This window comes from Streptomyces sp. NPDC086777, assembly GCF_040702065.1.
Classification (GTDB): Bacteria; Actinomycetota; Actinomycetes; order Streptomycetales; family Streptomycetaceae; genus Streptomyces.
This window is the reverse complement of record NZ_JBFBJI010000028.1, coordinates 1-15910: the sequence shown is the minus strand read 5'-3', so window position 1 is coordinate 15910 and position 15910 is coordinate 1. Positions and strand designations below refer to the sequence as shown.

At 67.1% G+C, this 15910-nt stretch carries 15 protein-coding genes and 4 pseudogenes; 12 read left to right on the top strand and 7 right to left on the bottom strand.

Annotated elements, in window-relative coordinates:
* The first annotated feature begins 122 nt into the window (after positions 1-122).
* The 4 genes and pseudogenes from AB0472_RS32235 to AB0472_RS32220 all read left to right on the top strand — a co-directional run.
* The gene (locus AB0472_RS32235; RefSeq protein WP_366361654.1) at positions 123-1616 is read left to right on the top strand and encodes an APC family permease; all 1494 of its coding nucleotides are present in this window, start codon (positions 123-125) and stop codon (positions 1614-1616) included.
* Positions 1616-3211, top strand: coding sequence for a serine hydrolase domain-containing protein (locus tag AB0472_RS32230; RefSeq protein WP_366361652.1), 1596 nt, complete (start codon positions 1616-1618; stop codon positions 3209-3211). The genes AB0472_RS32235 and AB0472_RS32230 overlap by 1 nt, the downstream gene beginning before the upstream one ends.
* A 390-nt stretch (positions 3212-3601) precedes the next feature.
* Positions 3602-3679: pseudogene (locus tag AB0472_RS32225) on the top strand (hypothetical protein); the annotation flags it as partial.
* 85 nt (positions 3680-3764) lie between these two features.
* Positions 3765-3890 (top strand): annotated as a pseudogene (locus AB0472_RS32220) (IS630 family transposase); the annotation flags it as partial.
* 172 nt (positions 3891-4062) lie between these two features.
* Here AB0472_RS32220 and AB0472_RS32215 read toward each other — a convergent pair.
* Complete coding sequence (locus AB0472_RS32215) at positions 4063-5637, bottom strand: helix-turn-helix domain-containing protein (protein ID WP_366361650.1); 1575 nt, start codon at positions 5635-5637, stop codon at positions 4063-4065.
* Positions 5638-5827: 190 nt separating this feature from the next.
* Between AB0472_RS32215 and lysA the strand changes: the two genes are divergently transcribed.
* From lysA to AB0472_RS32200, 3 genes are read left to right on the top strand one after another with little or no spacing between them, the layout of a single operon-like run.
* Positions 5828-7108, top strand: coding sequence for a diaminopimelate decarboxylase (lysA, locus tag AB0472_RS32210; protein WP_366361649.1), 1281 nt, complete (start codon positions 5828-5830; stop codon positions 7106-7108).
* Between the two features lie 39 nt (positions 7109-7147).
* On the top strand, positions 7148-7387 hold the full coding sequence (locus AB0472_RS32205; RefSeq protein WP_366361647.1) for a hypothetical protein: 240 nt from the start codon (positions 7148-7150) through the stop codon (positions 7385-7387).
* Positions 7384-7986 carry a hypothetical protein gene (locus tag AB0472_RS32200; RefSeq protein ID WP_366361645.1) on the top strand — a complete coding sequence of 201 codons (603 nt, stop codon included), beginning with the start codon at positions 7384-7386 and terminating at the stop codon, positions 7984-7986. The genes AB0472_RS32205 and AB0472_RS32200 overlap by 4 nt, the downstream gene beginning before the upstream one ends.
* A gap of 583 nt (positions 7987-8569) precedes the next feature.
* Here the strand turns inward: AB0472_RS32200 and AB0472_RS32195 are convergent.
* From AB0472_RS32195 to AB0472_RS32180, 4 genes and pseudogenes are all read right to left on the bottom strand, one after another.
* A complete protein-coding gene (locus AB0472_RS32195; protein ID WP_366361644.1) occupies positions 8570-8704 on the bottom strand; it encodes a hypothetical protein in 135 nt (44 codons plus the stop codon).
* A 21-nt stretch (positions 8705-8725) separates the two neighbouring features.
* Positions 8726-8932 (bottom strand): annotated as a pseudogene (locus AB0472_RS32190) (cytochrome P450); the annotation flags it as partial.
* A 186-nt stretch (positions 8933-9118) separates the two neighbouring features.
* On the bottom strand, positions 9119-9355 hold the full coding sequence (locus AB0472_RS32185; protein ID WP_366361642.1) for a hypothetical protein: 237 nt from the start codon (positions 9353-9355) through the stop codon (positions 9119-9121).
* Between the two features lie 260 nt (positions 9356-9615).
* Entirely contained in the window at positions 9616-10482 is an 867-nt protein-coding gene (locus AB0472_RS32180; protein ID WP_366361640.1) for an SDR family NAD(P)-dependent oxidoreductase, read from the bottom strand.
* A gap of 56 nt (positions 10483-10538) precedes the next feature.
* Between AB0472_RS32180 and AB0472_RS32175 the strand changes: the two genes are divergently transcribed.
* The gene (locus AB0472_RS32175) at positions 10539-11003 is read left to right on the top strand and encodes a MarR family winged helix-turn-helix transcriptional regulator (protein WP_366361638.1); all 465 of its coding nucleotides are present in this window, start codon (positions 10539-10541) and stop codon (positions 11001-11003) included.
* Positions 11004-11520: 517 nt separating this feature from the next.
* Positions 11521-12372 carry an enoyl-CoA hydratase/isomerase family protein gene (locus tag AB0472_RS32170; RefSeq protein WP_366361636.1) on the top strand — a complete coding sequence of 284 codons (852 nt, stop codon included), beginning with the start codon at positions 11521-11523 and terminating at the stop codon, positions 12370-12372.
* A gap of 68 nt (positions 12373-12440) precedes the next feature.
* Here the strand turns inward: AB0472_RS32170 and AB0472_RS32165 are convergent, their stop codons facing one another.
* A complete protein-coding gene (locus tag AB0472_RS32165) occupies positions 12441-12842 on the bottom strand; it encodes a YccF domain-containing protein (RefSeq protein WP_366361634.1) in 402 nt (133 codons plus the stop codon).
* Positions 12843-12960: 118 nt separating this feature from the next.
* Between AB0472_RS32165 and AB0472_RS32160 the strand changes: the two are divergent.
* Positions 12961-13251: pseudogene (locus AB0472_RS32160) on the top strand (YccF domain-containing protein); the annotation flags it as partial.
* Between the two features lie 130 nt (positions 13252-13381).
* A complete protein-coding gene (locus tag AB0472_RS32155) occupies positions 13382-13948 on the top strand; it encodes an SMI1/KNR4 family protein (RefSeq protein ID WP_366361632.1) in 567 nt (188 codons plus the stop codon).
* A 103-nt stretch (positions 13949-14051) separates the two neighbouring features.
* Here AB0472_RS32155 and AB0472_RS32150 read toward each other — a convergent pair whose 3' ends face one another.
* Complete coding sequence (locus AB0472_RS32150; protein WP_366361630.1) at positions 14052-15308, bottom strand: amino acid permease; 1257 nt, start codon at positions 15306-15308, stop codon at positions 14052-14054.
* Between the two features lie 193 nt (positions 15309-15501).
* Here AB0472_RS32150 and AB0472_RS32145 point away from each other — a divergent pair, with 193 nt between their 5' ends.
* Positions 15502-15768 (top strand): GlsB/YeaQ/YmgE family stress response membrane protein, encoded by a 267-nt coding sequence (locus tag AB0472_RS32145; RefSeq protein WP_294006326.1) that lies wholly within the window; start codon positions 15502-15504, stop codon positions 15766-15768.
* The last annotated feature ends 142 nt before the right edge of the window (positions 15769-15910 follow it).

The window sequence follows — 15910 nt, the reverse complement described above, 5'->3', positions numbered from 1 at the left end:
GTTATGCCGACCAGGTGCCCGGCTGCCCTCAGCCGACGTGACCCACCTGCTTCGCCAAGGCCTGAGGGTTCCCCACAGGTTGCAGGTGCCCCGAGCCCGGTTAGTGGAGAGTGGAGACTAGGATGACGGAATTGATCCCTTCCGATATCACGCAATCGGAGCCGAGGGCAGGGAAACGTGCGATCGGCGTGCTGCCATTGGTCGGCATATTTTTCTTCACGGTGTCCGGAGGCCCCTTCGGGCTCGAGTCTTCCATTTCCAGTGCCGGGCCGGGCATGACTTTGCTGATGATCGTCCTGGTGCCAATTGTGTTCGGTGTACCGAACGCATTGGTAGCAGCGGAACTTAGCGCCGCAATACCGGTCAACGGTGGCTATTACTACTGGACGAAGATCGCACTCGGGAGGTTTCCGGCATTTTTGTTCGGGGTCTGGAACTCAATCGGATCGGTGTTGAATCTCACTCTTTACCCGATCCTGCTCGTAGATTACCTGGCCACCTGGATACCTGGCATCGCACGCGGGAAGGAGCTGGTAGCCCTGTCCATTTTCCATGGCGGCTTCGTTGTGGATCTGCACTGGATCGTCACCGTTGCCCTCATCATTCCGATGGTCTACCTCAATTATCGCGGCTCCAAGGCTGTGAGTGACTATTCAGTCGGGATGATGGTGCTTATTCTCGCACCTTTCGGCGTGCTGACGGCCATCGGGGTCTATCATGCCATCAGTAACGGAATCAATATTTTTTCACCCTTCATGATTCCCGGTCAAAGCGTCCACTCGTCGGTGGCCGGCGCGCTCAGCGTGATCGTGTGGCTATACCTCGGCTTCGACGGTCCGAGTACCGTGCTGGGCGAGGTTTCCGACGCGCACCGAACCTACACTCGAGCTCTGATAATTTCGGTTCCGCTGATCATCGCAGCCTATCTCTTGCCCACGATCGCCGCCATCGGCAGTGGTCTGCACCGGGGTTCGCCCACCGCCTGGGTTCAGGGAGATTTCATCGTTGTCGGCCATACCCTGGGTGGAAGCTGGCTCAAGGTGTTGATCTCCCTGGGCTCGGCGCTTTCCTTGGTCGGCCTGTTCATGGCGATCCTACTGACGAGCACACGAATCCCGCGTGCGCTTGCCGCAGATGCATACCTGCCTCACTGGATGGCGCGAGACAGTAGACGATTCAACACCCCGGTGGGTGCTCTCCTGGCGAGCAGCACTGTCGTCGTTGTGTTGTCGGCTGTGGATTTCAGCTCGATTTTGCGGGCTACGGTGCTGCTCACCCTGTCGTCGATCCTGCTTGAGTTCATGGCCTTCCTGGTCCTTCGCTGGCGGTATCCCCAGATGCGCCGACCGGTTCGGGTCCCCGGTGGCTGGCCTGGCGCTGTCCTGGTAGTCGCGCTGCCCACCGCAATGATCATGTACTTGGCGTGGAGTACAGCAGTCGATGAGACCGCTACGTTCTTCGCGAGTCTTGCGGTGGCACTCCTGGGCGTGGGGCTGTACCCGCTATGTCGCCGATTCGTCAAGGGTCGTCGGCCGGACGCAGAAATAGATTATTCCAATGTCGAGCTTGGGCCGGACAGGCGCGCAAGATTCGGTTCGCAGGAGGCGGAAGTTTGATGGACATGCGACGGGTGATCGCCGAGCTGGCGAAGCAGCTACGCACGTGGTGGCCTGTGCCGGGGATCGCGATCAGCATTGTCACCGCAACCGGCGAATCCGCGCTCATCACCGATGGGTTTGCCGACACGGAATCCGGGGCACCAGTTTCTGATCACACGCGCTTCGAGATCGGTTCGATCAGCAAGACCTACACCGCGTTCTTGCTCGGGCAGTTGGCGGATGAGGGGAAGGTGAATTTCGAAGCGCCGGTGGCTGATTATCTGCCGTGGTTCGCCCCGAACGGCGGGTCCCGGGCAATCACTGTCCGACACCTAATGCAGCACACCTCGGGTCTGGTAGCCGGGGCCGACGCGCTGCCCGATGCCGCCGCACGCGGTTACGCGCTGCGCGATGCGACGACCTATGTCGAACCAGGCGAGATGTTCCACTACTCCAACGAGGGCTACAATCTGCTGGGACTGATCATCGAGCACGTCACAGGGAAATCACTCGCGAACGCCATGGCCGAGCGGCTGCTACACCCACTGGGGATGCGCAACTCGGCAGCGCACATCATTCACGAAGACCGTGCTGATCTCGCCATCGGATACCAGTTCCTGCACGACGACCGACCGGCGCTACCGTCGGCCCCGCTCACGCCGGCCACCTTTTTCGAGTATTCAGCGGCTGATGCGAACGTGACTGCAACCGCATCCGACCTGGGTATATTCGCCCGCATGATCTTGGGGCGTGGTGCCGTGGCTGGCACCAGGATCCTCAGTCCGGAGCGGTTCGAGCAGATTATCACCGACCGCGCCGATGTGGGCGGTTCGACGGAGCATTCGCCTAGCTATGGACTTGGCGTGGGCGTGGAAATCATCGACGGTCATACCTGGCTGATGCACGCTGGAGGAATGGTCGGCTACCGATCGTTTCTCGCTGTCGATATCGACGGTGGACATGGTGTCGCAGTGCTGACCAACGCACCCGGCGAGTGCCGGATAATCGACCTTTTCGGCCGGCATGTGCTTTCCGTCGTACAAGGAGCCTCGCCGGACCCGGCGCTGTTCGACCGTGAGAGCATCCCAGATGCTCTTCACTACGTAGGAATCTATGGAACGGGATCGCGTCAGATCCGCGTCGACGCCACTGCGGACAACGGTCTCACTCTCACCTCGGACGGGATGACAGGCAAGCTGTATGACTCAGGCGACGGGAGGCTGACATGCGATCATCCGCGCTGGTCCGCCTACCACCATTCGGTGGGCACGATCGCCGGGAAGCCGCATTGGCTCTGCGGACCCGACTCACTCGGCCTTGACGCCACGCCGGCCACAACCCCGTATCCGCTCGCCGGTCACTACCGGAGCTACACGCCTTGGTATCCCAGCTTCAGGATCGTGCAGCGGGCGGGGCGACTGCACATGATCGCTGCGACGGGCGTCGAAGCGCCATGCGATGAACCGGAACTCATCGCACTCGGTAACGGAACGTTCCGCGTCGGAGCCGATCCGCGTCTGCCGGAGCGGTTGACAGCCGGCCCCGTTCTCAACGGCTCGGTGTTGTGGGTCGATCTGGACGGCTGCCGCTACACCCGCTCCTTCCGGCCATAGCCGCAGCAATCACCGAGGATGCACCCGTGGTGCCGTAGGGCTGAAGGGTCGTCGCCTGTGCGGTGTCACCGGGTCATGCGGTATCCACAAGGGGGCGTGCTGACCGCCGAACGGGCAGTCCGCGAGGAGTCACGGCTGAGGGCGGCCGAGAGAGACGCCCGGGGCGGGGCGGGCCCGGCGATCGCCATGGACTTGCGGCTCAGCGTCCGTTCGGTGTGGCAGCGAACGTGGGACGAGGACGTTCCGCGGGCTCTGCGGTCGCAGGGGTCGACGTAGCTCCCGCGGCTGAGCGAGAAGCAGTTCGCGCAGTTGGAGGCAGAGCCGGCCAAGGGGCCGGCCGCGCACGGTTGGGAAGACCAACGCTGGACCCTGAGCCGTCTGAAGACGGTGATGGGACGGCGCTTGCATCCTACCTGCACAATTCAGGACGTTCGGAAACTGCTGGTGCGCAATGGACGGTCCTGCCAGGTCCCGGTCCGGGGCGCGATGGAGCGGGACGACGAGGCGGTGGCCGGGTGGATCAAGGAGTGGGGCCTTTTGCGGAAGACCCGCGGCGGCCCGTGGAGCCTGGCTCGTCTTCGAGGATGTAGCCGGATTCTCCATGACACCGCCGCAGGTCAAAACCTGGTCCCAGCGCGGCCGGACACCGGTGGTGCGTGTGCGGGGCCGTTCCCGCCGGGATGCGTCCAACGATCCAGCGTCTTTCCTGAACGGGATACAAGAGGATCGGGCTCTTGACTGAAGCCGTCTCAACGGGGACGAGCCTGCCGGCTCACAGAACGGCACAATGGACGGGGAACATCAGGGCGAGCGTTGGCTGATGCGGCACTAGCGACATCACGCGTTCAACCTCAGTAGGCAGCCCCCATCCGCAACTCGCGTACCCGAAGCTGGAGGTGTGCGAGCAGCATGGCGTCGGCATCAGTGAAATCCAGTCCGGAGACCTCGCGGATCCGGCGAAGGCGGTAGCGCATCGTGTTGGGGTGGATGTGCAGGGCGGCCGCCGCGTTGTCCGTGGCTCCCGCGGCGGCGAGATAGGCGGCCAGGGTTACCGTCAGCAGACCGTCTTGGCCGTCCTCCTGGCGCAGCCGGTCCAGAGCGCCGCTTGTGTCCGGCAGGCCGAGCGACTCGGTAACGTCGGCGAGATGCAGCAACAACACCGGCAGCGCCATCTCTTCCACGGTGCGCACAGCTGGCCCATGGAAGGCCGGGTGCCGTAGCGCACGCAGTGCGGCGTCTGCCTGCGCCCGCACTTCGGCGATTCTGCCCAGCGAGTCGGCCGGCCCGCCGACGGCGACCACGTAGTCACTGGCGAGTGGGGTCCGCCCGAGAAAATCACGGGTCAGGTTGACGGTGGACTCGAGTGCTGCGGTGTGTTCCGGAGGCCAGGCAACCAGTACGTACACCGCGCCAGTACCCGCCACCGAGGCAGAACGAGGGTGCACAGCCGCTAGAAAGTACTCCAACGTGTCAGCGAACCGACGTAGCTCGTCAACGGTCACTGCAGCGGTCGCTGCGTCGGCATCCGTGGTCCCGAGCAATCGAGGGGCCGCAGCCAGTACGCAGACCGGGCCAGAGCCCAACTGCAGCCGGCTCGCCTCCACTCGATCGGCCGACCCTCCGAGTACCGCCGCAGCCAACTCGCCACGCTGCTGACGGGCATAGCTGGTCTCGGTTCGCAAGCCGACCATCTGCAGCGCGACCATCGGCGCGAATTCGCGCAGGCGAGCGGTGCCCGCCTCGTCGAGCGGCCCGGTGACCGCGGCCCAGATGTAGCCAAGGACATCCGAGCCGGCCCGGACTGCGATCGCTACCCTCGAGAGCCGGTCCGGTTCGGTCGCTTCCATATACACCGGCTCACTGCTGGCATGCAGGCGCTCGAATTCATGACGCTCGCGCTGTTCGGCGAGAGTCCTGGACTGCACCGCCCGCCCCAGGATGGTCTCGATCCGCTCGGCATCGGTCTTGTCTTGGCCCTCCGACCAGGCGACCAGCGCGGAAAAGCGGTCTTCGATGGTGACCGGGGCGCCGAGAACCTCGTATATCGCGTTCGCCAGAGTGAACAGCTCCGAGCCGCTGCTGACGGAGCGCACGCGCATCCTCGCGTATTCGAGCAACTGCTCACGAACGATCGTCGCGACGTGCATCCAGGACGCGTTCTGGTTGACCTCGATGATCGTCAGCTCTTCGTCCGCCGACGGCGGCACCGGGGCCTTCACCGCCACCACTCTCGCGTCGGAAGCTACCATCGCCGCAGTCAGTTCGCGCAGCTCGGCTTCAGTAGTCACGCCGACACCCAGCACCACACACCCAGGGCCAAGCTGCGTCGGCGCACCCGGAGCATAGATGGCGATATCGGTCAGCGGTCTGTCGCAGCCGGTTCCCTCCTGGATCAAGCGCAGAAGGGCCGGGCCGATGTTGTCCACCAGTTGACGGACAGGCAGGTACCGCCGCGCGCCAGACTCCGGCATTGTGCGCTCCCGGCTCAGAGATTGTTGTAGACATCAAGTCTTGGCACTCCATATTGATGCTGTCAACGATGCTTCGACATATCGGGAGCCCGAACATAGAGAGTCACTTCAGAGGGGGGACCAATCAGTGTCACAAGGAGCGCAGATGACGGCGACGCAGGCAGGCCGGGAGCTGGTGGGGCTGTTCCCCCCCGGGACCACCCAGGACGCGACGGGCGCACTGGTGCTCGGTGGCGTCCCAGCGGCGAAACTCGCCGAGACCTACGGCACTCCGGCGCTGGTCGTCGACGAGGCATCGATCCGCGCACGCGCCCGCCGGTACGCCGACGGACTGGCCGCCCGCTGGCCGAACTCCCGCGCCACCTTCGCCTCCAAGGCCTTCCCGTGCACCGCCGTCAACCGGCTGCTCGCCGAGGAAGGCCTCGGCATCGACGTCGCCAGCGGCGGCGAGCTGGCCCTCGCCCTCGCCGCGGGCGCCGACCCGGCCGGTCTCGTTGTGCACGGCAACGCCAAGACCGAGGAGGAACTGCGCCTCGCCGTCGACGCCGGCGCCGGGACGATCGTCATCGACAACTTCGATGACATCGACAAGCTGGAGAAGATCCTTACCGACACCACGAGTGAGCAGGGAGTGCTGGTCCGGGTCACCCCCGACATCCGCCCCGACACCCACGAGGCCGTATCCACCGGCCAGAACGGATCCAAGTTCGGCCTGCTCCTCCCACAGGCCCGCGAGGCGATCGCGCGGCTGCGCGGCAGCGACCGGCTGCGGCTGGACGGCGTCCACGTCCACGTCGGCTCGCAGATCCTGGACCTCGAGCCCTTCGCACGGGCCGTCGAGGCCGTCGCGGAACTCGGCGAGTTCGCCGTCTACGACCTGGGCGGCGGCCTCGGCGCCCGCTACACCTACGCCGACCGCCCGCCCACGGTGGAGGAATACCTCGACGTCATGATCGATGTCGCCAGGCGCCTGCTGCCCGCCGACGCCCGCATCCTGATCGAGCCGGGCCGCTCGATGGTCGCCGAGTCCGGTGTCTCGCTATACCGCGTCGTCTCCGTCAAGCGCGGAGGAGGCCACACCTTCGTCGCCGTCGACGGCGGCATGGGCGATAACCTCGAGGTCTCCCTGTACGAGCAGCGCTTCGAGGCCGCCATCGCCACCCGCCCGACCGGTGAGGGCGAGCTGTGCCGCCTGGTGGGCCGACACTGCGAGTCCGGCGACACCCTGAGCGCCGGCGTCCCGCTGGAGGCCCCGCGCGTTGGCGACCTGATCGCCGTGCCGGTCACCGGCGCCTACACCTACGCGCTGAGCAACAACTACAACGGTGCGCGCCGCCCTCCGGTGGTCTTCGTCCGCGACGGTGCGCACCGCGCCGTGGTGCGCCGCGAGACCTACGCCGATCTGATGCGCCGCAACCTGCCGTAACGGCCCCCTCACCGAATCTTAACTCGTGACACATTTCTCGTGTCCGGCCTGATCAGCGTCCACGTCCACGCGCCCAGCGAGGACACGGCCCGCGAGGAACTGGCATTGGAGTCCGCGAACGCCCTTGACCTGCATGACGCTCACCCGACGGTCGGCCGTCTGACCGTCACCGGCCTGGACCTGGTCGCGGGCGCCGCGCAATGCGACAGGATCGACGACATCCTCACCGACGGCTCGTTGCCCGACGCGGACTTCACATCTCCGACATCGTCCGCGTGACCGCCCGCGTCCTCGGCCCCAACTGGGAAGCAACCGCTGGACCCTACGCGGTCACCGGCCACCTGAAGAACCCCACCCGCTCCACCGGCACCTACACCCTGTCCGTGGCCGAAGGCACCCTCCAGCTCCACCACGGCAGGTTCACCGACCCGTGCGCCCGCATCGACGGCGACGGCCTGCCCACACTCGACGACGCCGTCGCGGAAGCGATCCCTGAGCTTGTCTTTCAACCTTCGTCAGTCTGGGTGCCTCTTCGTTGTGGCTTCGTGAGCCTCGGGTTCTTCCGGTGTGTCCACGAAGTCAGGACCGCAGCCTGCTGGAAGACGCTGGACCACCATGGCGAGACCTCCTGTGCTGTAGCTGCCGTGCCACCTGTCTGGCTTCGGAGGGGACCGGAGACCCAGTCGGTACCCGCCAGCGGCGGGCTGCATGTACGGGTTCTCTCCCAGGCAACCTCGGTGGAAGCCGTAGCCGGTGGTGGCCGCGGCGGTTCCGGTGGCGAGCAGGGCGACAGGGTCAGGACGAGACGACGGTCCAATCCCGGTGTGCCGTCGGCGGGGCGGGAATCGCCGTCTTCCGGGGCGGCGCTGGACTGCTGATGGGTTGCGACGGGTGGGTGGGGGCCGGCCGGCACAGTAACGCCGCGGCGCCCGGGCTGCGTCGCCGCAACGCACGGGCCGTGAAGCGAACCGGAACCCCAAGGACGGCGAGGACCATCAGCGGGCATGCGGCCAGGGCGACCCAGACGAAGGCTGGCCAGGCCAGTCAGGCGAAGTGTGCCGGATCGGCGTACTGGACGGCGAAGACGCCTGCGGGGACCAGAACGGTGCGAGCCATTGCCGCGGGTCCGGTCAGCGTGGCGCAGCCGGGCGGAGGTTGTCACGTCCCTGACGAGACGCAGGTAGAGGTAGCGGTGTCCGGCGAGTGAGAGGACGATGCTCGCTGCGGCGACGGTGCCTCCCTGTACGAGGGCGCTCATGCGGCTGTCCCCGGCGCTGCGCCCACCGGGCTGTGGGCGGACCGTCCGTCGAGGCTGATCGGGATGGGATGCAGGGGCATGGCGGCTGGGGACTCCGGGGGGATCGGCGAGTGTCCGGTGATGTGGCTGAGGAGCGCTGCCGTTCCCACCGGGCAGGCGGCCGTGGGAGCCGGTTGACTGCCCGGTGGGAAGCGGGGGCTGGCCTACCAGGTGACGGGAAGCCGTGTAACTCCGTAGACGGACATCTGCTGTCTGAAGGGCACGTCGTCGAAGGGGATGGCGAGCTTCAGGCCGGGGAGGCGTCGCAGCAGTGCGGGGATCGCCACCTGCAGTTCCATCCGGGCGAAATTCTGTCCCAGGCACTGGCGGACACCGAAGCCGACGGCCAGGTGGGCGCGGGCCTCATGGATGAGATCGAGGACGTCGGGTCGGTCCGGCAGCAGAGCGGTAGCGCGGTTACCGGCCGGGAGGCTCACGATGATGCCGTCTCCGGCGCGGATTGTCTGCCCTCTGACGGTGAGGTCCTCGGCGGCGACCGGGACGGCGACCTTCTCGACGACGGACAGGTAGCGCAGCAGTTCTTCGACGGCTCTGGTGATGACGGCCTGGTCTTCCGCATCGCGCAGAAGAGCGAGTTGTTCGGGGTTGCGGAGCAGGGCGAGGGTGCCGAGGGCGATGGTGCCATGGAGGTCAGTTGCCGGCGGGTGAGTTCGCCGGTGTCGACACGTTCGGCGAGGAGCCAGCTGAGAAGGTCATCTACAGGGTCGGTTTGCCTTCTTGCCGATCAGTTCATGTAAGTAGGCGCCAAATCGCTCGCTGGTGGCCCTGGCCTGCTCGGCGGGCAGTGACATGTCGAGGAGCATGTTGCTGCACTGCTGGAAGAAGGCGTGATCTTCGTAGGGGACGCCCAGCAGTACGGCGATGACGCGGGAGGGCACGGGCAGGGCGAAATCGGTGACCAGGTCCGCCGGAGAACCCTTGATGACCATGTCGTCGAGTGCGTCGTCGACGAGCCGTTGTACCTGGGAGCGCAGTGCTGCGGCGCGTCTGGCGGTGAAGTAGGTAGGGCACCATCGCCTCGCCGAGCTTGGCGGAGACGTCGATGTTGAGCGAGAGGGCGAGCCCGACAGGCTCCGCCCATGAACGTAGGAGCCGCCTGCGGCCGAAAAGAGCTGCTGGAGGACGAATCCGCGCCCGGGGCGGTACCCCGATACCGGGCGGTGTCCTCCTTAAGGCGGGCGTGCGGGTCTCAGCCGGCCGGGTGGGCGGCGAGAAGTGCCGTGGTCGCGTCCCGCAGCTCCCGCTGCATGCGCGGGTCCCGGCCGGGCTCGGGGCACTGCAGAGGACGGGCGTCGCGGGCGGAGAAGTAGCCGCCGGTGGTGCCCGCGAACGTCGGATCGGTGGCGAGCCGCACGATGATGCCGGCGCCCTTGCGGGGATCACCGACCCTCAGCGTGTTCAGCACCCGCTGCAGGACGGCGGAGCCGGGCAGGTCCCGGCCCAGGCCGGTGGCGTTGAAACCGGGATCGCAGCAGTTCACGGTGACCTTGTCCGCATCCAGGCGGCGGGCCAACTCCTGCGTCCACATGATGGTCATCAGCTTCGTGCGCCCGTACAGGGGCATCGACTCTCTGCGGGTGTAGGGCTCGGTGCGCCGCAGGTCCTTGGCCGGGATGATCGTTTTCGCCTGCTGGGCCGCTTCGGAGGCGACGTTGACGATCCGGGCTGGCGCCGAGGCGCCGAGTTTCGCCGTCAGCGCCTCGGTCAGGACGAACGGGCCGAGGTAGTTCACCGCTGTCATCTCCGCAAGGCCCTCGGTGGTGATGCGCTGCGCGAAGGCGTGGAGGCCGGCGTTATTCACCAGGACGTCCAGGCGCGGGTAGCGCGCGGCGATCTCCTCTCCCGCGCGGCGGGCGTCGGAGAGCAGGCCGAGGTCGGAATGGAAGACGTCGACGGGCTCGTCGGTCACCGCCTTCAGGTCGGCGACGAGGGCTTGGGCCTTGCTGCGGGAGCGGGCCACGGTGGCGATGCGGTAGCCCCGGCGGGCCAGCTCGAAGGCGGCGATGCGACCCAGTCCGGAGGTGGCTCCGGTGATCACGGCGAGGGGACGATCCATCCCACAACCTCTTTCGTGAGGTACCTCATGATTAGTTGTGTGAGGATACCCGAACCATGGAGCCGCATGAATCAACAACAGCAGTCAGCGCCCCCGAGCAAGTGGGACTGTCCTTCCTCACCCTCGCGTACAGCCTGCGCGAACAGGTCGACCAGCACATGCTGACGACCACCGGCCTGTCCCTGTCTCGCACTAAAGTCCTTCAGGCGCTGGCCGACCACGGCGTACTCCACCAGGCAGAGCTGGCCGCCACTCTCGGCCAGGCGCCGCGCTCCGTCACTCAGATCGTCGAAGGCCTTGCGCGCCTCGGCATGGTCGCCCGGAGCGGTGATCCCGAGGACCGCCGCCGTAAGACCGTCTCCATCACCGACATCGGCCGCACGGCACTAAGAGCCGCGGAAGAAGCGGGCACGCACGTACTTCGCCAGTACTTCGGCCGCCTCGAACCGCAACAGCTGGCCCTACTCGACACACTGCTCGCGCACCTGGACATCGCCCGCACTGGCAGTAAGACCGGCTGACAGGCACGAAAGAGCCCGGGTGTAGCTCTCCTGCAGTGAGATCGGGCGGTTGCCGTGGCGCTGTGGTCTGTGGGAGAAGGCGGACCCGGCTTGATCGATCCAGTGGGTGTCTACGCGCACCGCCTGCATCCGGCCACGGCTTACTGATCATTTCGGAATGAGGTTCGGAGTCGCCTTAATAAAGACTCTTGTGAATGTAGCCCATTCGCTTGTGCACCACACGGTTGCTATCGATAGGTGCATCCCTCTCAGTTACTGAGATTCAGCGCGCGATGTCGCCTGCCGCAGTCTTCTGAGCTGCGCCGATCGGCTGAACCGGTGTTCGTGATCTGTCCGCCGCGCCGTCGTGGACCTGGGCCGCCTCACCCTGTCGCGCGGATAATCGCGCGAATCAGCCCGCGAACGGCCACCGGCGGCCGGCACGGCAACGGTGGCCGTCGACACCGCGGACGAGGAGGCTGCGGGTTGCCGACTGTGTGATCAGGGGTATGGAGCCGTAGGCCAAGGAGACGAATCCGTGAAGAAATGGACGCATTTCTCTGTGACCGTCGAGACCAGGCGTTTGTGGAGGATCACGTTCGACAGCCCGCCGATCAACCTGGTGTCCCCGGAGATGCTCACCGAGCTTCCGAGGCTGGTCGATCAGATGGAGGCTGCTTCGGAGCTGCGGGTGTCCGTGTTCGAGTCGGCGAACTGCGACTACTTCCTGAACCACTACGACACCTCCAGGGTGGCTGAGACTCCCAAGGAACTGGGCGCCAGCGGCCACCCGCTCCTTATTGACGCCAGCACCCGCTTGTCACGTCTGCCGGTCGTCTCGGTCGCCAAGGTCAGGGGTCGCGTCAGGGGGGTCGGCAGTGAGCTGATCCAGGCGATGGACATGCGCTTCGCCAGTGAGCGGGCGCTGTTCTGCCAGCCCGAGACCGCCAACGGCAACCTGCCTGGCGGCGGTGGCCTTGAACATCTGCCCCGGCTGCTCGGCCGTGCCCGGGCGCTGGAGGTGGCCCTGTCCAGTGACGACTACTCGGGTGAGCTGGCCGAGCGGTACGGCTGGGTCAACCGTACGGTCCCCGACAGCGAACTCGACGCGTTCGTCGACACCCTGGCCCGCCGGATCGCCTCCTTTGACAAGGAATCGATCGCCGCCGTCAAGCAGCAGGTCAACCGGTCCACGCTGCCGTCCGCGGAGGATCTGCAGTCCTCCTACGACCTCTACATGCACTCCTTCGGCTGGCCGGGTTCCCAGCGCAGGCTGCCGGCTGCCACCGCCGCAGGACGCAATCAGCCGGGCGACTACGAATTGCGCCTGGGCTACCACCTCGGACGCCAGCCGGCGGACGACACACATGATGGCGCACGTGCGTTTTGAAGGTCAGTAGTTCGGAAGGGTTGTGGCGTTGAGGCTATGAGGGGCCGATTGCCGCGACCCCAGAGAGATCAGCGCCCGCCGAAAGCCTGATCCGTGGGTACGACCTCTCGGCCCAAAGGCATGAGTGAGATCGGGATGAGCTTGAGGTTCGCCCACCCGAACGGGATCCCGATGATCGACAGGAACAGCGGGATGCTCGTGATCAGGTGGGCCAGAGCCAGCCACCACCCCGCGAAGATCACCCAGATCACGTTGCCGATGAAGGATCCGGCGCCGGCGTCCGGCCGCTCCACTGTGGTCCGCCCGAACGGCCACAGGACGTAGCCGGCGATACGTAGGGACGCGATGCCGAACGGGATGGTGATGATCAAGACGAAGCAGATCAGCGCCGCGATCAGGTAGCCGAGCGCCATCCAGAAGCCGCAGAAGACGAGCCACAGGATGTTGAGCAGCAGGTTGAACAGCTTCATGGTCGGTACCCTCTCCAGGTCACTCCGTCGGCATGCCTGCTGTCACGAGTATCAGCCGGTCAGGCCTCCAGGCGGAAGCGCAGCGCCCTTGTAGCGTGATTGGGAACGTCCCGAGACGATCCCGTTCGGCGTGGCCGCCTTCCGTATCGGCGTGTACGCCCTGGGGCCCTTCGGGTACACGACCGTGGAGCGCCGCGACGCGGGTGCCCCCTCCTGCGTCGGCAACGTGCTGTGGCTGGTCCTCGCGGGCTGGTGGCTGGCCCTCGCCCACATCGTCACCGGCATCGCGATGTGCCTGACGATCATCGGTATCCCGTTCGGCATCGCCAACTTCAAGCTGATCCCGGTCTCCCTGCTTCCGCTCGGACGCGAGATCGTCCCCACGGACCAGCCGTTCGCGACCCGCTGACCGCACCTCGTCCGACCCGACCCGGCGCCTGACCCCCACGAGTTGTCCACAGGCCGGGGCGGGTCCGGGGCCGGCGGGAGGTTGTCCACAGGCCGGCACGGTTGTCAGTGGCGACCTGCATCATGAAGCCATGACCGAGATCGAGCAGTTGCTGACACGGGTGGCCGCACAGGCCCGCAACTCCCGCCCGTGGGGCTGGCCTTCGCTCCCCGCGCCCGTCGACGCCACCACGCTCGACCGCGCAGCCCGGACCCTGGGCTTCCCGCTGCCGCCTCTCCTCGCGGCGCTCTACGAGCGGGTGGGTGACGGCGGTTTCGGCCCGTCGTACGGCCTGCTGCCCCTGCTCGACTCCGCGCCCTCGGGGGAACCGGCCGCCGTCACCCAGTACCTCGCCAACCGCGAGTACGGCCGCAAGGACCAGGACTGGCCCTGGCCCGAGGGCGTCCTGCCGATATCCCACTGGGGCTGCGGCATGTACGCGTGCGTGGACTGCAGGGACCCGCAGGCCCCGGTCCTGCTCTACGAGCCCAACGCGGACGACGCCGACGGCGCCTGGTTCGTGGACGCGCCGAGCCTCACCGACTGGCTGCGCATCTGGCTGGAGGGAACAGGCTGGTACGAGGAGACCGACGAGGGCACGGATCTGGCGCTCTGGGCCGACTTCCGGTCCCGCACGGCCCTGGAACGGGTCCTGTGAAGAACGAGGTCGAGGTCCGGCGGTCGCGGCCGCCGCGGTCGCACGCCGCGGCTCTCGGTCGAGGCCGCGGTCATGGTCGTGGCCGTCGTGGCGGCCACCCTGCCTACCGGCCCGCCACCCACCGCCGTACGGCGTACGCCGCCGCACCCACCGCCAGTACGGCCGCCCCCACGACCACCGAGATCACCGGCAGCGCGAAAGCGAGGATCACACACCCCAGCAGTCCCACGACCGGAACCACCCGCACCCGCGGCGACGGATCCAGCGTCCACGCCGAGGCGTTGGCCACCGCGTAGTACGCCAGCACCCCGAAGGAGGAGAAGCCGATGGCACCCCGGACGTCCGCGGTCGCCGCCACCACGGCGACCACCGCACCGACGGCCAGCTCCGCGCGGTGCGGGACCTGGAAACGGGGATGCACGGTGGCCAGCGCCGGAGGCAGATGACCGTCGCGGGCCATGGCCAGCGTCGTCCGCGACACCCCCAGGATCAGGGCCAGCAGCGAGCCGAGCGCGGCCACCGCGGCCCCCACCCGCACCACGGGCACCAGGCCCGGTACCCCGGCCGCCCGCACTGCGTCGGCCAGCGGCGCGGCCGCCCGCCCCAGCCCGTCCGTGCCCAGTACCGAGACCGCGGCCACCGCCACGCACGCGTACACCACCAGCGTGATGCCCAGAGCCAGCGGGATCGCCCGCGGAATGGTGCGCGCCGGGTCCCGCACCTCCTCGCCCAGGGTCGCGATCCGCGCGTACCCGGCGAACGCGAAGAACAGCAGACCCGCGGCCTCGAGCACCCCGCCAACACCCGTCGGCAGTCCGACGGCCAGCCGTCCCGCGTCCGCCGACCCGGACGTCAGGCACACGACCACCACGCAGGCGAGGACCGCCAGCACCACGGCCACGATCGCCCTCGTCAGCCAGGCCGACTTCTGGATGCCGCCGTAGTTCACGGCGGTCAGCGCCACCACGGCGGCGACGGCCACCGCGTGCGCCTGCCCCGGCCAGACGTACGCGCCCACGGTGAGTGCCATCGCGGCGCAGGACGCCGTCTTGCCGACGACGAACGCCCAGCCCGCGAGGTACCCCCAGAAGGCGCCGAGGCGCTCCCGGCCGTACACGTAGGTACCGCCCGACTGCGGGTACCGGGCGGCCAGGCGGGCCGAGGACATGGCGTTGCAGTAGGCGACGAGGGCGGCGACGGCCAGAGCCGGCAGCAGCCCCGACCCGGCGGCGTGGGCGGCGGGGCCGAGGGCGGAGAACACGCCGGCCCCGACCATGGAGCCGAGGCCGACGATCACCGCGTCGCGCACGCCCAGCGTGCGCCGCAGAGCGGAAGGAGGAGAGGAAGCCACCCGGCGCACCCTACTGATCAGTGCAACCGTGCGGTATCGCCCAGGCGTCCTCGTCATCGACAAGGGACGAACACACGCGCTACGGACACCTGCGGACGGCTCGGACGGCCTGTCCGGCACCATCTGTCCGGCACTGCCGGTCCTTACCGAAATCACAGGGCCGGGGCAGTGCGAAAACTGCGCGGAAGGGCAGGTTCAGGTCATGGGCATCATCAGTTGGATCATCCTGGGACTGTTGGCCGGCGCCATCGCCAAGTTCCTGCTGCCGGGACGCGACCCGGGCGGCTTCATCGGCACGACTCTGATCGGCATCGTGGGTGCGTTCCTCGGCGGCTGGATATCGGCCCGCTGGCTGGACCATCCGGTCGCCAAGAACTTCTACGACGGTGCGACCTGGGTGGCGGCGATCGGCGGCTCGTTGGTCCTGCTGATTGCCTACCGCATCCTGTTCGGCAACTCACGCGACTGAACGCCCCCGGCCGGAGCCGGCGCACGGGAAGTACGAGAAGGGCGGGCACCGCGCGGTGCCCGCCCCAGCCCGAGACAGCAGGCGCGGCGCCAACCGATCGGAAGAGCGTGGGGGCGGGAAAGAGGGTATATGGCCAGGTGTA